At 70.7% G+C, this 17,696-nt stretch carries 19 protein-coding genes; 5 read left to right on the top strand and 14 right to left on the bottom strand.

Annotated features, from left to right (window positions below; genetic code table 11):
- Positions 1-53: 53 nt before the first annotated feature.
- On the bottom strand, positions 54-1,340 hold the full coding sequence (locus BMZ83_RS05470) for a glucose-6-phosphate isomerase (RefSeq protein ID WP_074876480.1): 1,287 nt from the start codon (positions 1,338-1,340) through the stop codon (positions 54-56).
- A 112-nt stretch (positions 1,341-1,452) separates the two neighbouring features.
- On the opposite strand from BMZ83_RS05470, the gene BMZ83_RS05465 reads away from it, so the two are divergent.
- Together BMZ83_RS05465 and BMZ83_RS05460 are read left to right on the top strand one after the other, a co-directional pair.
- Positions 1,453-1,923, top strand: a complete 471-nt coding sequence (locus BMZ83_RS05465) for a universal stress protein (protein ID WP_074876478.1) — start codon at positions 1,453-1,455, stop codon at positions 1,921-1,923.
- A 43-nt stretch (positions 1,924-1,966) separates the two neighbouring features.
- Positions 1,967-3,160 (top strand): DHH family phosphoesterase, encoded by a 1,194-nt coding sequence (locus BMZ83_RS05460; RefSeq protein ID WP_074876476.1) that lies wholly within the window; start codon positions 1,967-1,969, stop codon positions 3,158-3,160.
- 57 nt (positions 3,161-3,217) lie between these two features.
- Here the strand turns inward: BMZ83_RS05460 and BMZ83_RS16770 are convergent, their stop codons facing one another.
- The 5 genes from BMZ83_RS16770 to BMZ83_RS05440 all read right to left on the bottom strand — a co-directional run bounded on the left by BMZ83_RS16770 (position 3,218) and on the right by BMZ83_RS05440 (position 5,375).
- Positions 3,218-3,379, bottom strand: a complete 162-nt coding sequence (locus BMZ83_RS16770; RefSeq protein WP_166623207.1) for a hypothetical protein — start codon at positions 3,377-3,379, stop codon at positions 3,218-3,220.
- Between the two features lie 78 nt (positions 3,380-3,457).
- Positions 3,458-3,892, bottom strand: coding sequence for a DUF5807 family protein (locus tag BMZ83_RS05455; RefSeq protein WP_074876474.1), 435 nt, complete (start codon positions 3,890-3,892; stop codon positions 3,458-3,460).
- A gap of 55 nt (positions 3,893-3,947) precedes the next feature.
- Positions 3,948-4,391 carry a DUF7112 family protein gene (locus tag BMZ83_RS05450; RefSeq protein ID WP_074876472.1) on the bottom strand — a complete coding sequence of 148 codons (444 nt, stop codon included), beginning with the start codon at positions 4,389-4,391 and terminating at the stop codon, positions 3,948-3,950.
- Positions 4,392-4,409: 18 nt separating this feature from the next.
- Positions 4,410-4,805: a 30S ribosomal protein S6e gene (locus BMZ83_RS05445; RefSeq protein WP_074876470.1), complete on the bottom strand. Its 396-nt coding sequence runs from the start codon at positions 4,803-4,805 to the stop codon at positions 4,410-4,412.
- A gap of 75 nt (positions 4,806-4,880) precedes the next feature.
- Positions 4,881-5,375: a DUF7529 family protein gene (locus BMZ83_RS05440; protein WP_074876468.1), complete on the bottom strand. Its 495-nt coding sequence runs from the start codon at positions 5,373-5,375 to the stop codon at positions 4,881-4,883.
- 84 nt (positions 5,376-5,459) lie between these two features.
- Between BMZ83_RS05440 and BMZ83_RS05435 the strand changes: the two genes are divergently transcribed.
- Positions 5,460-5,717: a DUF7573 domain-containing protein gene (locus tag BMZ83_RS05435; RefSeq protein ID WP_074876466.1), complete on the top strand. Its 258-nt coding sequence runs from the start codon at positions 5,460-5,462 to the stop codon at positions 5,715-5,717.
- A gap of 89 nt (positions 5,718-5,806) precedes the next feature.
- On the opposite strand, the gene mutL is transcribed toward BMZ83_RS05435, so the two are convergent.
- The 3 genes from mutL to engB are packed head-to-tail and all read right to left on the bottom strand — an operon-like array spanning position 5,807 to position 10,798.
- On the bottom strand, positions 5,807-7,474 hold the full coding sequence (mutL, locus tag BMZ83_RS05430; protein ID WP_074876464.1) for a DNA mismatch repair endonuclease MutL: 1,668 nt from the start codon (positions 7,472-7,474) through the stop codon (positions 5,807-5,809).
- On the bottom strand, positions 7,471-10,134 hold the full coding sequence (mutS, locus tag BMZ83_RS05425; RefSeq protein WP_074876462.1) for a DNA mismatch repair protein MutS: 2,664 nt from the start codon (positions 10,132-10,134) through the stop codon (positions 7,471-7,473). The genes mutL and mutS overlap by 4 nt, the downstream gene beginning before the upstream one ends.
- A 40-nt stretch (positions 10,135-10,174) precedes the next feature.
- Entirely contained in the window at positions 10,175-10,798 is a 624-nt protein-coding gene (gene engB / locus BMZ83_RS05420; protein WP_074876459.1) for a GTP-binding protein EngB, read from the bottom strand.
- Between the two features lie 126 nt (positions 10,799-10,924).
- On the opposite strand from engB, the gene BMZ83_RS05415 reads away from it, so the two are divergent.
- Positions 10,925-12,370 (top strand): TIGR00341 family protein, encoded by a 1,446-nt coding sequence (locus BMZ83_RS05415; RefSeq protein ID WP_177191570.1) that lies wholly within the window; start codon positions 10,925-10,927, stop codon positions 12,368-12,370.
- On the opposite strand, the gene BMZ83_RS05410 is transcribed toward BMZ83_RS05415, so the two are convergent.
- From BMZ83_RS05410 to BMZ83_RS05400, 3 genes are all read right to left on the bottom strand, one after another.
- A complete protein-coding gene (locus BMZ83_RS05410; protein WP_074876456.1) occupies positions 12,268-13,233 on the bottom strand; it encodes an NOG1 family protein in 966 nt (321 codons plus the stop codon). The genes BMZ83_RS05415 and BMZ83_RS05410 overlap by 103 nt on opposite strands.
- Before the next feature lie 95 nt (positions 13,234-13,328).
- Complete coding sequence (locus BMZ83_RS05405; protein WP_074876454.1) at positions 13,329-14,498, bottom strand: CBS domain-containing protein; 1,170 nt, start codon at positions 14,496-14,498, stop codon at positions 13,329-13,331.
- Between the two features lie 91 nt (positions 14,499-14,589).
- Positions 14,590-15,087, bottom strand: a complete 498-nt coding sequence (locus BMZ83_RS05400; RefSeq protein ID WP_074876452.1) for a DUF367 family protein — start codon at positions 15,085-15,087, stop codon at positions 14,590-14,592.
- 69 nt (positions 15,088-15,156) lie between these two features.
- Between BMZ83_RS05400 and BMZ83_RS05395 the strand changes: the two genes are divergently transcribed.
- Positions 15,157-15,492 carry a nuclear transport factor 2 family protein gene (locus BMZ83_RS05395; RefSeq protein WP_074876450.1) on the top strand — a complete coding sequence of 112 codons (336 nt, stop codon included), beginning with the start codon at positions 15,157-15,159 and terminating at the stop codon, positions 15,490-15,492.
- Positions 15,493-15,780: 288 nt separating this feature from the next.
- On the opposite strand, the gene serS is transcribed toward BMZ83_RS05395, so the two are convergent.
- The gene (gene serS / locus BMZ83_RS05390) at positions 15,781-17,154 is read right to left on the bottom strand and encodes a serine--tRNA ligase (protein ID WP_074876448.1); all 1,374 of its coding nucleotides are present in this window, start codon (positions 17,152-17,154) and stop codon (positions 15,781-15,783) included.
- Between the two features lie 138 nt (positions 17,155-17,292).
- Positions 17,293-17,685 (bottom strand): hypothetical protein, encoded by a 393-nt coding sequence (locus tag BMZ83_RS05385; protein ID WP_074876446.1) that lies wholly within the window; start codon positions 17,683-17,685, stop codon positions 17,293-17,295.
- Between the last annotated feature and the right edge of the window lie 11 nt (positions 17,686-17,696).

Genomic DNA, 17,696 nt, shown 5'->3' with positions numbered 1-17,696 from the left:
AAAGCGGTGACGGTCGCGGGCGTCGAGGCCCCGACCCGGCACGACCCAAGCCGCTACTCCACGACCAGCCGGTCCTTCCCGCGGACCGCCTCGGCCTCCTCGAACTCGCCGCCGCCGAGCAGGCCGCGGGCGGCCCTTTTGCCCCACTCGACCGCGGGCTGGGTGAACGTCGAGAGGTCCGCGAGTTCGCCGTAGCAGACGCAGGCGGCCTCCATGCCGAACAGCAGTTCGCCCAGGCCGCGCTCGTCGACGCGGTCGATCTCGAGGCGGACGTTCGGGCAGTCCGCGGCCGTGAGGCTCGCCTCGGTCGCCTCGAACTCCGCGTCGAGCAAGGTGCCGAGCGACTGGCCGCCGAGGTAGGAGAGCCCCTCCAGATCGGTCTCCGGGACGTCGCGGTCCGCGCGTTCGGTCGGCCGGACGAGCGTCACCAGCTTGTCCCGCGGCCCGGCGCGGTAGAGTTGGAGCTGTGAGTGCTGGTCGGTCGCGCCGAGCGCGCGGGCCGGGGTCTGTCCCTGCCCGTCCTTCCCGAGACTCTCGGCCCAGAGTTGCGCGAACCACTCGGCGAACGTCTCCAGGGACTCGGCGTAGGGCATGAACGCGTTCGTGACGGCGCCGCGCTCGGCGAGCGCGTAGGTCGTCGCCCCGTAAGCGTAGGCGGGCGAGTCGTACAGCGACCCCGCCAGCCGCTCGCGCTCGTCGGCGGCGCCGGCGAGCACGGCGTCGACGTCGTGACCCTGGATCGCCGCGACCGCGAGGCCGACCGTCGAGAGCACCGAGAACCGGCCGGGGACACCCGCCGGCACGTCGAGCGCCGGCAGGTCGTGCTTCTCGGCAAGGTTCCGGAGGTTCCCCTCCGGCCCAGTGGTCACGAACGTCCGTTCGGTCCAGTTGACGCCCGCCGAGTCCATCGCTTCGCGAACCACGAGGAAGTTCGAGAGCGTCTCGGCGGTCGTCCCGGAGTTCGAGACGACGTTCACGGCGGTTCGCGAGAGATCGAGGCCGTCGAGCAGCCGGGAGGTGTGCTCGGGGTCGACGTTGTCGAGGAAGTAGGCGTCCACGTCGCTCTCCAGCGCGTTCGCGAGCGTCGCGGCGCCGAGGGCGCTGCCGCCGATGCCGACCGTGAGGACCGCCGCGCTGTCGGCGAAGGGGGCGACCGCAGTCCTGATTCGGTCGGGGTCGGCCGTCTCTGGCAGGTTGAGCGCGGCGTAGCCGAACTCGTCGTCGGCCATCCCGGCCGCGATCCGCTCGTGGGCCGCGGCCACGTCGGCGTCCAGTTCGTCGAGGGCGTCGCGGGTCAGGGCCGGCTCCCCGCCCAGCGCGTTGCCGATGTCGGTGCGCATAGCCGACGAGGGGGGCGGCACCCGGAAGTAGCTTCTGAGAGCGCGACGCCCGTCGACGCGCCGCCGCGGCGCACGCCGTCGGAGTTATGTCCTCCCGGGCGAACGAACGACTGTGTTCGACACCCTAGTCATCGCCACCGACGGCTCCGCGAGCGTCCGGCGTGCCGTCGACGTGGCGCTGGATTTCGCCGAGCGGTTCGACGCCGACGTGCACGCGCTGTTCGTCGTCGACGAGGGGGAGGTGGAGTCCTCCCCCGAGAGCATCCGGGCGGAGCTCCGCGAGGGGCTCCGCGACGACGGCGAGGACGCCGTCGCCGACGTGGCCACGCGCGCCGAGCAGCCAGTCACCACGGCGGTCCGCGAGGGCCGGCCGGCCGCGACCATCTCCGACTACGCCCGCGAGGTCGACGCCGACGTGGTCGCGACCGGGACCCGGGGGCGCCACGGCGAGAACCGCTACCTGATCGGCGGCGTCGCCGAGAGCGTCGTGCGGCGCTGTCCGGTGCCGGTGCTGACCGTCCGACAGCTGGAGGGGGAGGCCGAGGGAGCCGACGACACGGGCGGCGGCGAGGCGACCGCGTAGCCCGTTCCACGGCGCTTATACCCCGGCTCGCCGACTCTCGGGTATGGACGACGAACTCATCGAGGTCGACGACCTCTCGCTGCACCGCCGCTCGCTGCTGCCCGGGAAGGGCTTTTTCTACCCCGACTCGCTGGAGGAGGACCGCACCGAGGAGCGCGTCGCCGAGGCCGTCGACGGCGCCGAGGCGGTCGTGATCACCGACTCCGACGCCGACGGGCTGGGCTGTGTCGCGCTCGTCCGCGAGGCTCGCGACGCCGCCCTCGACGTGGCCACCTTCGAGGAGGCGCTGGCCGAGGAGATGGCCGACGGGGAACCCGAGGCTGACGAGGAGCCGGCGGACGAGGGGGAGGACGACGAGCCCGAACCCCACGAGCGCTCGACGGTCGCGCTCGTCGCGTCCGGTCCCGGCGACATCGAGGAGTCGCTCGAACTCGTCGCGGCGTACGCCGAAGTCGGGACCGACGTCTTCGTCTGCGACATCTGCCCGGACAGCTACGAGTACATCGCCGAGGACCTCGAGACGCTCGTCGACCTCGGCGGGGAAGTCCGGTGGTTCGACCACCACCAGTGGGGCGCGGACCTGGAACGGAGCGTTCGCGACGCCGGCGTCGACCTCGTGATCGGCGACAGCGAGGAGGAGTGCACGACCGACGTGGCGCTGCGCTCGCTCGACTACGAGTTCGACGAGCGCTACGCCGAACTCGCCGAGGTCACCCGGGACCACGACCTCTGGCTCAAGCGGGACGCCCGCAGCGACGACCTCGCGGACTACGCCTACTGGAGCGGGCCCGAGGAGTACGCGACGATCGTCGGCGAGTACGGCGCCGCGCTCCCGGAGACGGTGCTCGACTACGTCGCTCACCGCCGGGTGGAGAAGGAACAGCGCATCGAGGCCGCGGTCTCGCGGGCGAACCGCCGGCAGATCGGCGACTGGACCGTCGGCTTCACCTACGGGCGCTGCTCGCAGAACGAGGTCGCCGAGGCACTGCGAAAGGACGGCTGCGACGCCGCGGTGATCGTCAAACCCTCCGGGAGCGCGTCGATCCGCGGCTCGGAGGGGTTCGAGCGCTGCCACGAGGTCGCCGGCCAGGTCAACGGCGGCGGCCACCCGAAGGCCGCTGGCTGTAAGCCGGACATCTACGACGACATGCTGGACATGGCCCAGCACTGGACCAGCGAGGGGCGGACCGCGCGGACCGTGATCCGCCGGGCGTTCGAGGAGCTAGTGGAGGAGTAGGGCGGATACGACTCTCGATGGCTCCCGTTCGAAAACGGCGGAGAGGGTGTCCGGTTCTCAGGCGCCAGCCGTCACCAGCACGTACAGCAGCAGGACGGCCGTGCTGGCGAGGAGGAGGTGCCCCACGGCGCCGAGGACGGCCGGGATCCCGGCGAGGACACGCTCCACTGGCGTCAACGGTTCTCCGAAGAACTCCTCTTCGAGGGTTGTGAGAGCCATCGTGCCTCTACCTCAATGTAGGCGCCGACGGGAAAAGTCAGTCCCGCCGATTCCGCGGAACTGGGAACGGGCGGGGGGTTACTCCCCGGAGCGACTCCCGACCACCCACTTCTCGGAGTACGACTCCCCGCAGGCACACTTCGCGTAGGCGTGGATCACGTCGCCGTCGGCGTACAGCCCGCCGACATCGGGGTTCTCGGCCTCCGTGAACGCGAACACGTACTGGACCTGATGCTCGTCACCGTCGCCGGCTGGACACTCGCCGCCGGCGAGGTCGGCGTCGACGCTGCCGCCCTCGCCCATCGCTTCTTTCGCGAACTCCATCGCGTCCTGCCCGGTGCCGGCGCTGAACAGCTTCCGCCCCTGCTCGCCCGGGCGCACGAGCACGACGCCGCCGTCGACCGCCTCGCCGGCGTCTGCCAGTTTCCCCGCCTCGTCCAGCTGGTCCTCCGCGAGGAACAGCGCCACGTCCTCCAGGCGCTCGCCCGCGAGGAACTCCGAGAGTTTGCTCATACGGGCTGGAGGCGCTTCTCCGGGAAAAAGCGACCGCGTTGGCGCGGCATCGGGGTCAGCCGTCGGAGTCGACGCCGTCCAGATCGCTCGCGATGTCCTGCAGCGACCCGCCGGGGCCGCTGGTGTCGCGGTAGAACGTCCGCTCGCCCGGCAGCCGCAGGCCGTAGCGTTCGCCGGGTTCGATCTCGTCGATCTCGACGGGGTCGCCCGGCTCGCGTCCCTCGTCCCGCAGCCACTCGACCAGTCGGTTCTCGGCACGGCCCGGGTCGCGCGCCTCGCTTTTGAGGTCGTAAGCGCCTCGGAGCAGGAACCCCGAGCGGTCCTCGCGAACCTCGGCGTGGTACTCGTCGCCGGCGATCACGAGCCGGACGAACGAGCCCGGTTCGAGGGCCAGATCGGCAGGCAGGTGCAGACAGGGCCGGCGCGTGCCGCCGCTGCGGGCCACCTCGGCCCGCTCGGTGTGAACGCTGGCGTGGTCGCTGGGGATTCGGTCGGACATCGAGAAGCGAGCGGGAACTTACTCGGCGTCTTCGTCGTCGCCCTCGCCGAAGGCGGCGGCGACGTCCTCGTCGCCGAGGACCATGGCGTTGACCTGCGCGCTCTCCTCGCTGAACTCGGCGCCACGGACCGTGACGCGTCGGCGCTCGCCGTCCTTCTCGGGGTGGTAGCCGACGCCGCCCTCGAGCAGCAGTTGCTTGAGGTCGGAGCCGGCGACGTCCTCCCGCATCGGTCGGCCGGCGGCGTCCGAGCCGCCCGTGAGCTTCAGGGTCGACTCCGAGAGCCCGACGACGTCGCCGTCGACCTCCTCGCCCAGCGATCGACCGAGGAACCGGTTGGCGTCCTGTCCGTCGACCTCAGTCTGATACGTGTTGCCCGTGTCGGGATCCGACACGACGAGCTTGAGTTCGGCCATACCCGAGAACTCTCGGCCGCGGCTGAAAAACACGTCGAAACCGCCTGTTCCGGCAGGGGTGGACCGAACGCGGCGTTACTCCCCACCGGGCAACAGCGCCGCGGGCTGCCGTTGCACGAACAGCACGCGCTCGCTGTCGTCGAGCGGTCGAACGTAGAGCCGGCTCTCCCCGGCCGCCTCGATGCGCTGGACCGTCTCGACCGCCTCGTCGGCACGGTAGTAGATGGGGATCAGCACCGCCCGCCCGGCGTCCGCGGCCTTCATCACGATCACCGCGAACACGACGCCGTTGGCCTGGGCGTTGTACGCCTCGTACTCGTCGAACGCGGCGCCGTCGACGGCTTCCTGTACCTCGGAGAACTCGTTGCCCGGCACGAGCACGTCGAACCCCGTGCGGTCGTCCTCGTAGCCGTCCTCGGTCTCCAGCCGCGGCAGCGGCGTCACCGCGCCGGGGTGGACCTCGACGGTCTCCCAGCCGTCGTCCCGCAGCTCGGCCGCGGTGGCCTCCATGTCCTCGATGGTGTCGTCCCAGAGGTCGGTCATGCCCTGCAGCGGATGTCCGGGGTCCATGCCCGCCTCTCGGCCCGTCAGGGGTGAAAAGCGTTCGCTTGCGGGACGCCAACGCTAAACCCACGCCGGCCCCAACCTCGGCCCATGAGCGACGACGCCAGCCTCTCCGATTTCGCGGGCCGGGACGGCGACGAGGCCGGGGACGGCTCGACCGTTGACGACCCCACCGACGACGCGCCGGCGACGCCGACGTACACCTACACGTCGACGCCCGACGGCGCCGCGTGTGCGGCCTGCGGCGAGAGCGTCGAGACGCGCTGGCGGGCCGGCGAGGGCGGCGCCGCCGACGAGACCGATCTCGACCCGGACGCGCTGGTCTGTCCGGACTGCAAGGAGTGGTGAGCGCGCGGCCCTGATCTCTCACACACGACCACGGCATCGGCTCCGTCAACGCGACCTCCGTGTCGCGGCGGGTCACGCGCCCCGACCGGCTAGCGTTCGAACCCGGCCGCTAGCGTCTCCTCGCTGACGCTGAGCACCGTCGGCCGCCCGTGCGGGCAGGCGAACGGCTGCTCGCACTGCCCCAACCGCTCGACGAGCGCCTGCGCGTCGTCGGCGTCCAGCGCGTCGCCGGCCTTCAACGACGGGTGGCAGGCCAGCGCAGCGAGCGCGTCGTCGCGGGCGTCGGCCGGATCGTCGCCGCCGGCCAGCGTCGCGAGGGTCTCCCGGAACGCCCCGGCGTCGGCCGGCAACCCCATCGGCGCCGGCACCGCCGAGAGCTTCACCGTCGTGCCGCCGAACGGGTCGGCGTCGAACCCCAGCGCCGCGAGGTCGTCGGCGTGTGACTCGACGACCGCAGCCTCGCCGGGCGAGAGCGAGACCGTCTCCGGCGGCGAGAGGTCGGCCCGTTCGATCGCTTCGCCCGCGACCGCGGCCTGCAGGCGCTCGTAGTTCACGCGCTCGTGGGCGGCGTGCTGGTCGATGACGAGCAGCTCGTCGCCCTCCGCACAGAGGACGTACGTCTCCCGGAACTGCCCGACAACGTCGGCCTCGGCAAGCGCGGAGTCGCCCGCTTTGGGCGCGAGCGACTCGTCCAGCCCCATCGCCACCTCGCCCGAGCGGCGGAGGTCGGCAGTGGTGAGCGCGTCGCTCACGCCCGTCTCGACCGCCGCCTCGACGGCGTCGCGGACCGAGAGCGCGACCTCGGCCTTCGCGGGGTGGACGTTCGCGTCGACGCTCTCGGGCGGCAGCGAGACCGAGACGGCCGCGACGGGGTGCCGGCCATCGGGTAGTAGCGTGCCGTAGCCGCGCTCGGTCGCGCGGCGGATCCCCTCGTCGACGACGGGCCGGTCGTTGATCGCGGTTCGGAGGTGCGAGCGGTCCGAGCGCGTCGTCGAGGGGTAGACGAGGACGCCGTCGACGTGGATCGTCGCCCCGTCGAACTCGCCGGCCGAGAGCGCCGTCTCGTGGGAGAACGTCGTCGACCGCGCGGCGACGTGGCGGTCGTACACCGCCGCCAGCGCGTCGGCGTACGCGCCGCTGCCGGGCGTCTCGAACACCTCGCGGCCGTCGTGGACGAGCGAGAACGACACGTCCGGACGCGTGAGCGCGTAGCGCGCGACCAGCGAGGAGACCGTCGCGAACTCCGCGCCCGCGCCGCCCAGCGACTCGCGCCGTGCCGGGCGGTCCGCGAACAGGTCCCGGACTGTCACCGTCGTCCCGCGCGCCCGGCCGGCGTCGGTGACCTGTACCTCGCCGTCGTCCACGACGAGCCGCGTTCCGTGTTCGCTGCCGTCGCTGGTGACCAGTTCGAGCCGGCCCGCCTCGGCGATGCTGGGCAGCGCCTCGCCCCGGAAGCCGAGGCTGGTCGTCGCCGGCAGCTCGTCGGCGTCCCGGAGTTTGCTGGTCGCGTGGCGCTCGACCGCCCGTTCGGCGTCCCGACGGCTCATCCCGTGGCCGTTGTCGGCGACGCGGAGCCGTTCGGTGCCGTCGCCGTCGACCTCGACCCGGATCGAGTCGGCGCCCGCGTCGAGCGCGTTGTCCAGCAGTTCGCCCACGACCCGTGCGGGCCGGGTGATCACCTCGCCGGCGGCGATCCGGTCGACCGTCGCCTCGTCGAGGCGCTCGACCGTCGGGGAGTCCGCCGACCCGTCGCTCATCGCTCCGTGACGCGATCCTGGAGCTCCTGCAGCCGGTTCAGTGCCTCCAGCGGCGTCGTTCTCGCGAGGTCGAGCCCCCGGAGTTCGGCCGCGATCGCCTGGAGTTCGGCCGCCCCGTCCGGCTCGGTCCCCGGGAGCGTCTGCTGACCCGGGGGTGGCGAGGCGTCGGCGTCCGTCCCGGCCGCGTCGACGCCGGCGCCGTCGGTCGCAGCCTGTGTAGCGGACGGTGCCGGATCGGTCGTGGCCTCGTCCTCGCTCTCGACCAACGCTCGCGAGCGCTCGACGACGGCGTCGGGGACGCCCGCCATCCGCGCGACCTCGACGCCGTAGGAGGAGGAGGACGGCCCCTCGTCGACGCGGTGGAGGAACGTCACGTCGTCGCCGTCCCGGATCGCGGTGAAGTGCAAGTTGAACACGCCGTCGCGCTCGTCGGCCAGCGCAGTCAGGTCGTGGTAGTGGGTCGCGAACATCGTGCGGGCGCCGACCTCGTCGTGGAGGAACTCCGTGGCCGCGCGGGCGATCGCGAGGCCGTCGGCCGTCGAGGTCCCGCGGCCCACCTCGTCGAGGAGGACGAGGGAGTCCTCGGTGGCGTCGTGGAGGATGTCCGTGAGTTCGCTCATCTCGCGCATGAACGTCGACTGGCCGCCCGCGATGTCGTCGCTGGCGCCGACGCGGGTGAACACCCGGTCCAACACGGGGAGGCTCGCGGAGTCGGCGGGCACGAACCCGCCAGCCTGCGCGAGGACGCTGATCAGCCCGACCTGGCGCATGTACGTCGATTTCCCGCTCATGTTGGGGCCGGTGACGAGGGCGACGCTCCCGGCCGGCAGCTCGGCGTCGTTGGGGACGAACTCGTCCTGGGCCCGCGCGACGACGGGGTGGCGCCCGGCCTCGATCTCGAGCGGCTGGTCGCCGTCGTGGAACGCCGGCCGGGAGAACTCCGGCCCCACGGCGACCGTGGCGAGCGAGAGCAGCGCGTCGAGGGTCGCGAGCGCGTCGGCGAGCCCCTGCAACCGGTCGGCGGCGTCGGCGACCTCGGCTCGGACCTCACAGAAGATTTCGTACTCCAGCGCGTCGGCGCGCTCGGCGGCGCCGAGGATCTCGTCCTCGCGCCGGCGGAGTTCGGGGGTGACGAAGCGCTCGGAGTTCTTCAGCGTCTGGCGCCGGCGGTACTCCTCGGGGACCGAATCGAGGTGGCTGTCGGTCACCTCGATGTAGTAGCCGTGGACCTGGTTGTGCCCGACTTCGAGGTTGTCGATGCCGGTTCGCTCGCGCTCCTTGGCTTCGAGGTCGGCGACCCACGCCCGGCCCTCGCGCTCGGTGCGCCGCACCTCGTCGAGTTCGTCGTCAAAGCCGTCGCGGATCACCCCGCCCTCGGTGATCTCCTGGGGCGGGTCCTCGGCGATCGCGTTCTCGATGAGTTCTCGCGTTGCTCCGAGCTCGTCGAGGTCGTCGCGGAGGCGCCCGAGGCGGTCGGCCTCGGCGTCCGCGAGCGCTTCCTTCAGCTCGGGGACGATCGCGAGCGTCCCCGCGACCGAGCGCAGGTCGCGGGCGTTCGCCCGTTCGCGCGAGACCCGCGAGACGAGGCGTTCGAGGTCGTAGGCGGCGCTCAGTTCGTCCCGGAGCTCCTCGCGAAGCAGCGTCCGGGTCGCGAGTTCGTCGACGGCGTCGAGGCGGGCCTCGGTCGCGCGGCGATCGACCAGCGGCCGGCGGAGCCACGACGCCAGCCGGCGGCGTCCCAGCGCACAGACGGTCTCGTTGATCGTCTCGAACAGCGTGTCGCTCTCGCGCTCGCCCCCCGCGCGGTTCTCGAACAGTTCGAGGCTCCGGAGCGCGGCGGCGTCGAGCCGCAGGCAGTCCGCGGCGTCGTAGCGCTGCACCCGCGAGACGTACTCGAGCGCGCCGTCGTCGCCCTGGGTGTACTCGGCGTAGGCCAGCAGGCCGCCGACGGCGCGGGCTTCGACGGTCGCGAACCGGTCCGGGTCGGCGTAGGCGTCGAGCGTCTCCCGGGCTCGATCGACGGCGAAGGCGTCGTCGTCCCAGTCGGTGATCGGGCAGTCGGCGTCGGGTTCCGGTGCGCCGGGGCCCGCGAGCAGTTCCGCGGGCCCGACGCGGGCGACCTCCTCGCGCACGCTGGCACGGTCGGGCGCGGCGGCGACGCGACACTCGCCAGTGGACACGTCGACGCTCGCGACGGCGAACTCGCCGTCGTCGGTCCCCCCGTCGCCGCCGACGACCGCCGCGACGTACGTCGAGTCCGGCGAGAGCAGTTCGTCGTCGACGACGGTGCCGGACGTGACGATCCGGGTGACCGCGCGCTCGACGATCCCGTTGGTCTCGCTGGGGTCCTCGACCTGATCGGCGATCGCGATCCGGTGGCCGGCGTCGAGCAGGCGCTCGACGTACTCCGCGGCGTTGTCGACGGGGATCCCCGCCGCGGTGTAGGTTCCCGTCGAGTCCTCGCGCTCGATCATCGTGAGCTCGCAGATCCGGGCGACCTCCTCGGCGATCTCACAGAACGTCTTGTAGAAGTCCCCCACCCGGAACAGCACGAGTGCGTCGTCGTGCTCCCGGCAGCGGTCGACGTACTGCTGGAGCATCGGCGTCAGCTCGTCCCGGCGCTCGTCGAGCTCCGAGGGGGGCCCGGTGACCGCAGACATGGCCGAAGGAGGGAGGCCGAGGCGGAAGAGCGTTACGCGCTCAGCTGACGAACTGCAGCAGTTCGTCGCGTTTGGCGTCGCGGAACCGCTTGGCCAGCGCCGCCTCCAGCGGCTCGATCGAGCCGGTTTTGGCCGTGATCGGACAGATCGTCTCCCGGTACTGCTGCCACGGCGGGAACAGCCCGAGTCGATCGCAGAGGTCGTCCAGCCGCTCGTCTCGGTCGTCCACCTTGTCCATCTTGTTCACCGCGACGATCGGGTCGATTCCCACGTCCTGCAGGAAGTGGAACATCTCCACGTCGTGGGGGATGTCGCCGTTGCCGCGGTGGCGGTCGATGATGTCGATCACGGCCTTGCCGTCGACGACCAGCACGCCCGCGAGGATGTTCTCGGCGTTCTCCTCGACGTAGCGCACCACGTCGGTCTTGATCTGCTCGCGTTTCCCCTCCTCGACGCCGGACATGAAGCCGAACCCGGGGAGGTCGGTGAACATGAAGTCCGGGCCGGCCCAGTCGTAGTGGTTCGGCTGGCGAGTCACCCCGGGTTTCCCCCCGGTGTCGAAGCTGTGACCCGTCAGCTCCCGCATCAGGGTCGATTTCCCGACGTTCGACCGGCCGACGAGGACGACCTCGTCCCCGCGGTCCGGCCGGTTCTCGAAGGACATGGCCGTGGGTAACCGGTTGGCGGGGTTAACCCTCACGGGTCGGGGCATGAATCGTATACGGCGATAGCGAACTGCGTCGATCGACGCCACCGCCGCCTATTTGCCCGGCCGCCGAGAGGCACACCCGTGCGACTCGTACAGGTGATGATCCCCACCGGGAAGCGCGAGGCCGTGCTCTCGGTGCTGGACGAGAACGGGATCGACTATGCGCTCTCGGACGAGGTCAGCGGCCGGCGCTACACGGCGCTGGTCTCGTTCCCGCTGCCGACCAACGCCGTCGAGCCGGTACTCGACCAGCTCCGGGAGGAGACCGGGATCGACCGCGACGCCTACACGGTCGTGCTCGACGCCGAGACGGTCGTCTCGGAGCGCTACGAACAACTGGAGAAGGAGTGGACCGAGGGCGAGGAGGGCGAGCGCATCGCCCGGGACGAACTGGTCAGCCGGGCGTCCGACCTGGCGCCCGACTGGGTCCCCTTCCTCGCGATGACCGCGATCAGCGCCGTTGTCGCGACCGCCGGGCTGTTGATCGACTCGCCCGCGGTCGTCGTCGGTTCGATGGTGATCGCCCCGCTGATCGGGCCGGCGATGGCCACCAGCGTCGGGTCCGTCGTCGACGACCGGGAGCTGTTCGTCCGCGGGATCAAGCTGCAGTTGGTCGGTGCGGTGCTCGCCGTCGGGAGCGCCGCGGCGTTCGCGGGGCTGCTACGTTTCGGCAACGTCGTCCCGTTGGGCGTGGCCGAGGTGTTCGCGATCGGCGAGGTGCGCGAGCGGCTCTCGCCGGGCGTTCCGTCGCTGGTGGTCGCGCTCGCGGCCGGGTTCGCGGGCGCGCTCTCGCTCTCCTCCGGGGTCTCCTCGGCGCTGGTCGGCGTGATGATCGCCGCGGCGCTGGTCCCCCCGACCGCGGTCGTCGGCATCGGGATCGCGTGGGGGCGGCCGGAGGCGATCGTCGGCTCGGCGGTGCTGGTGGCGGTGAACTTCCTCTCCATCAACCTGGTCGCGCTGGCGACGTTCTGGTACCAAGGGTACCAGCCAGAGGAGTGGTTCAACGTCGGCGACGCCCGGAAGGACACGATCAAGCGCATCGGCGCGCTCGCGGTCACGGTGCTCGTGCTCTCCTCCGTGCTCGCGGGCGCGACGTACGCCTCCATGGAGCGTGCGGCGTTCGCGGATCAGGCCCGCGAGGAGACCGAGTCGCTGCTCGCCGGGGAGCCCTCGCTCTCGCTGGTCAGTTTCGACGTCGAACACGGCTCCGCCTTCCCGTTCCGGAGCCCCGAGCGGGTGATGGTGACGGTCGGCTACCCGCCGGGGACGGAGCCCCCGGCGCTGGCCGATCGACTGGCCGAGCGGATCGGCGCCATCGACAACGGGCGTTTCGGGTTAGGTAGCGGGGAGGGGGTCACCGTGTCGGTTCGCTACGCCGCCGTGGAGACTGCGGGCGACGGCGCGGGGGCCGGCGACGACGCGGCTCAGGCGTTCCGGGAGGGCGGGATGTCCGGCGTCCAGTCGACGGCCTCGACCACCGTGTCGAGCACCTCGTCGACGTTCTCGCCCTCGGTCACGCTCATGTAGGCGTCGGCGTCCACGTCCGTCGACACGTCGGACTTGTTGCAGACGGTGACCATCGGCGCGTCGAACTGCGAAGCGAGTTCCGCGCGGAGTTCGAGTTGGGCGTCGAGCGGGTAGCCACACTGGCCGGAGGCGTCGACGACGAACAGCACGGCGTCGGCGAGGTGGCGCAGCGCGGAGACGGCCTGCTTCTCGATGTCGTTGCGGTCCTCCTCCGGGCGGTCGAGCAGCCCCGGGGTGTCGACGATCTGGTAGCGGACCCGGTCGCGCTCGAAGTGGCCGACGTGGACCGCCGTCGTCGTGAACGGGTAGGACTCGATCGCGTTGCGCGCGTTGGTGACCTCGTTGACGAAGGAGGACTTCCCCACGTTGGGGTAGCCCGCGACGACGATCGCCGGCTCGTCCGGCCGGATGTCCGGCAGCGTCTTGAGCTCGTCCCGGGCCTCGCCGACGGCCAGCAGGTCGTCCTCGATCTCGTCCATGATGTCGGCCATCCGGGCGAACGCCTGCTTGCGGTGCTTCCGTGCGGTGTCGGTGTCGCTGTTCCGGATCTTCGAGGCGTACTCGTCGCGGAGGTCCTCGATCTGGTTGCCGGCCCAGGTCACCTCACTCAGCGCCTGTCGGAGGCGGTCAACGTCGACGATGGCGTCGGCGAGCTCGTAGTAGAACGGGTCGACGTAGTCGAAGTCCGGCCACGCGGTCGCGACGTTCTGGAGGTTGTCCGAGAGGATGTTCCCGGCGGTGCGCAGCATGGCCTCTTGGGCCTCGTAGGGCTCCTTGGCGCGTCCGGTCCGGGCGGCCCGGGAGAACGCCTTGTCGAGGAGCTCCTCCGACCGTGGGGTGGTCGGGAGATCTTCGAAGGTCATCGATTACGGGAGTGTAGCCGCCCAGCGCGTAAAAACGCGTCCGTTCGGGGAACGGCCGGTGACAAGGGGGAGCCGGCCGGCCAGCGACGCCGGAACTACGACCGCGGCGGGAGCTCCTGCCCCCCCAGGCCGGCCAGCCCGCCGCTGGTCTGGGAGATGTTGAACGCCATCACCAGATCAGTCTGGGAGAGCAGGCCGACGAGGTTCCCCTCGACGTCGGTGACCGGGAGCCGTCCGGTTCGGTGGGACTGCATCGCGTCGAAGGCGTCCAGCACCTCGCTGTCGGGGTCGAGCGTGGGCACGTCGTATTTCATCACGTCCTCGACGAGGTAGGCGTCGCGCTCGACTTCCGGCACCGACTGGGTGTCCTCCAGCGTCACCATCCCGACGAACTCCCCGTTCCGCATGACGGGGTAGCCGACGTGGCGCTCGCGCAGCATGCGCTGGATGAGTTCGGCGATCGTGGTCTCCTCGTCGACGGTCCGGAGCTCCGCGGCGGGCGTCATGATCTCCCGGACGGTCACGCCCTCGAACGCCGCCTTCAGGACGGAGCGCTGGGCCTCGCTCGAGGCGCCCATGTAGATGAAGAAGGCGACCGCGAGCAGGATCAGGTCGAACCCGAGCAGCCCGACGAAGCCGAGCAGGATCGCGAACCCCTTGCCCACCGCCGTCGCGATCTGGGTGGCACGGGCGTGCGAGCGGTTCCGCGCGAGCAGCGCGCGCAGCACGCGCCCGCCGTCCATCGGGAACCCCGGCAGCATGTTGAACACCGCCAGCATGACGTTCACCAGCGCGAGGTAGCCGAACACGAACTGCACGGCCGGGAGCTCGGCCGGGATCGAGGTGAACACGGCGTAGGAGACCACCCCCACCGCGACGCTCACGATCGGGCCGGCGACGGCGACGGTGAACTCCTGTTTCCAGTCCTCGGGCATCTCGGTGAACTGGGCGACGCCGCCGAGCAGCCAGAGCTTGATCGAGTCGATCTCGAAGCCGTAGCGCATCGCGACCAGCGAGTGGCCGAGTTCGTGCAGGAGCACGCCGACGAACAGGCCGATCGCCGACGCCGCCCCGATGAGCCACGGCGTGTTCCCCTGGGTCAACGGCGCCGCCCCCGGCACGGTAGAGGGCAGTATGCCGAGGACGTCGACCCAGAACCCGACCTGCGAGCCGATCACCCACGCGAACAGCGGCAGCACCAACAGGAACGTCACGTCGATCTTGATCGGGATCCCGTAGATCCGCCCGATCTGGAAGCTCGCCATAGTTACCGGTAGTGGGCCACCGAAGGTAAATCGACTGGTGGGCTACCCTCATGAGGGCACGAAAACGGTGTTCTCTATCGTCGAATGGAGTTTATCGGTCCAAATACTCCTGCTGGATCGCCACGACCTCCCCGGAGTCCTCGCACTCGCTGTAGCGTCGTAGCGGCTCCTCGTTGAGTTCGAGGAACGTCTCGCCCCAGGTGAACTTCGAGAGGATCTGCTCGGCCTGCGGTTTCTCGCCCAGGATCACCAGCGCGCCGGCGAACGCCTCGACGGTCGTCAACTGCATCGGCTTCCCGAAGTTCACTGGGTTGGCGGCGACGAGGTAGGGGAGCGCGCGGTGGTCGCCGTCGATGGTGAACTGCTTCTCGCCGGCGGACTCCCAGGAGCAGTCGAGCGCGACCAGTGCGTGCGCGGCGGCGTCGCGGTCCGCGGGCGAGAGCGCACGTTCGGCGTGGGGGTTGAGCACGACTCCGTAGGGTGTCGCGCGGTCCGATCGGTGGAGCTCCGCGAGGTCGAACCGCGCGAGCTTCCGGGCGGTGCACTTCTCGGGGTCGTCGTCGCCCTCGTACCGGACGTGCAGGTCCACACCCGAACTGCGCGCCGGAGCGACAAATGCTCCCCGACCCTTCTTGGGGCCGCTCCCCCGACGTGGCGTATGAGCCACACCGAGCTGGTCGAGCGCTACTACGAGGCCATCGACGCGATGGACGCCGACGGCCTCGGGGCCGTACTCGCGCCCGAGTTCCGCCACGACCGGGGCGACCGGACCATCGAGGGCCGCGACCGGTTCGTCGAGTTCATGGTGGAGGACCGACCGCGAACCGACACCGTCCACGCCGTTGACACGCTGTTCCGCCCGGAGGGCGACGACGACGAGGTCGCCGCCCACGGCCGGCTGTTCGCCGACGACGGCGAGGAGCTGTTCGCGTTCGTGGATCTGTTCACCGTCGCGGAGGGGGAGATCGTGGACCTGCGGACGTTTACGAAATGAGCCGCGGCTCTACGAAGTGAAACGCGGCGCATGAGCGGCGGCGCCACACCGAACCGACGCCGCGCCTCGACGAAGGGGACCTCAACACGAGAGCATCGACGGCCACCGGAGCGCCGTGACCCGTATCGCGAGTCTCGACAGAGAACCACCGTAACCTGCGGTCGGGCGCTGTAAGACGACCGTAAGACGCGTACCCCGCCACTCGCGGGTCACTCCGCTCACCGCTCGCTTCGAGGTAGTTTGCCTCCGCTCCGTCGCCAAGCTCCCTCGCGGAGTTTTCCCACCTCGCTACTCGTCGCCGACGGCGCTCTCACCGACCGGCTCCCGCCCTTCGATGACTTCCTGGCCGCCCATGTAGGGCTGCAGCACCTCGGGCACGTCGACGGTGCCGTCCTCGTTCTGGTAGTACTCCAGGATCGCCACCACCACCCGCGGGACGGCGACGCCCGAGCCGTTGAGCGTGTGGAGGTATTCGGCGCTCTCGTGCTGCTCGGGGCGGTACTGGATCCCGGCACGCCGGGCCTGGAACTCCCGGAAGTTCGACACCGACGAGACTTCGAGCCACCGGCCGCCCTGCTCGGGGCCCTCCGCCATGTCGTCGCCGGGCGCCCAGACCTCGATGTCGTACTTCTTGGCCTGCGTGAAGCCCAGATCGCCCGTGCACATCTCGAGGATGCGGTACGGCAGGCCCAGCGCCTGCAGCACCGACTCGGCCTCCGAGACGAGCCCCTCGAAGCGCTCCTCGCTCTCCTCGGGTCGGACGAAGTTGACCAGTTCGACCTTGTTGAACTGGTGGACCCGGACGATCCCCCGGGTCTCGGTGCCGTGCTCGCCGGCCTCCTGCCGGAAGTTCGGCGAGTACGCCTGGTACTTCAGCGGCAGGTCGTCGTCGAGCAGGATCTCGTCGCGGTGGAGGTTCGTGACGGGGACTTCCGCGGTCGGGAGCAGCCACAGGTCGTCGTCGTCGTACGGTTCGTCGTGGCTGCCCTCGACCCGGTAGGCGTCCTCGGTGAACTTCGGGAACTGGCCGGTGCCCTCCATCGACCGGCTGTTCACCGGGATCGGGGGGAACACGTCGGTGTACCCCTGTTCGCGGTGGGTCTCGAGGAAGAACTGGATCAGCGCGTGCTCGAGGCGGGCGCCCTCGCCCTTTGCGAAGTAGTAGCCGCCGCCGCTGACCTTCGCGCCGCGCTCGAAGTCGAGGATGTCGAGCTCCTCGCCGAGGTCGTAGTGGGGCGTCACCTCGTCGGGGAGGTCACGCAGGTCGTCGAATCCCTCGCGTCGGCGCTCGACGTTCTCGCTCTCGTCGGCGCCCCGCGGGACGTCGTCGTCGGGGAGCATCGGGAGCCGCATCATGCGCTCGTCGAGGTCGGCTTCGAGTTCGTCGGCGCGCTCCTCGACCTCCTGGAGGCGTTCCTTGAGTTCGCTCGAGCGCTCGATGGCCTCCTCGGCCGCCTCCTCCTTCCCGTCGCGTTTGAGTTCGCCGATCTTCCGGCTGACCTCGTTGCGCTCGTGGCGGAGGTCGTCGCCCTCGGCCTTGAGGTCGCGCCACTCGTCGTAGATCTCGAGGACCTCGTCGAGGTCCACGTCGTCGACGCCCTTCGCGTCGAGCGCGTCCCGGACGCGCTCCGGTTCCTCTCGGAGGGTCTGTCGGCTGATCATGGGCGGGCTTCTCGGTGATTCGGGAAAACCGTGTCGGGTCCGTGGGAGGAGGTTGCAGTCGCCGTTCCCGGGGGTGTGCCGGGTTGCTGCCGCTGGACCAGTCCGGAGCGATCACGGGCACGCCACGAACCAACTCCGTCAGTCCTGGCCCGCGAAGAACATCTCCAGCCCGTTTCGGGTGATCCGCACGTCGATGGTCCCGGTGCCGGTCACGTCGAGGGTCTCGATCGCCTCGTACGGGCCGGTGACGACGTGGACCCGGGTCGGGATGGGCTCCGCACCCTCCTCGGGCGAGGGGGCCACGTCCGGCACCAACTGGCGGGAGCCGGGCGGGACCGTCCCCTCGAAGTCCGGGTCCGGCGGGTCGTCGGCGTCGTACTCGGCGACCGGCGTCGCCGTCGCGGTCACGTCGCGCGCGCCGCCGCTGCGGTTCTCGATGGCCATCTCGACCGCGTCGTTGGTCAGCGACGTACAGCCGGCGAGTGCGACGGCGACCGGGAGGGGCAGGAACGAACGGCGGGAAAGCGCCATCACCGAACGTC

This window comes from Halolamina pelagica (genome assembly GCF_900115675.1).
In the GTDB taxonomy this organism is placed as follows: Archaea; Halobacteriota; Halobacteria; order Halobacteriales; family Haloferacaceae; genus Halolamina; species Halolamina pelagica.
This window is presented reverse-complemented; position numbering and strand designations above follow the sequence as displayed.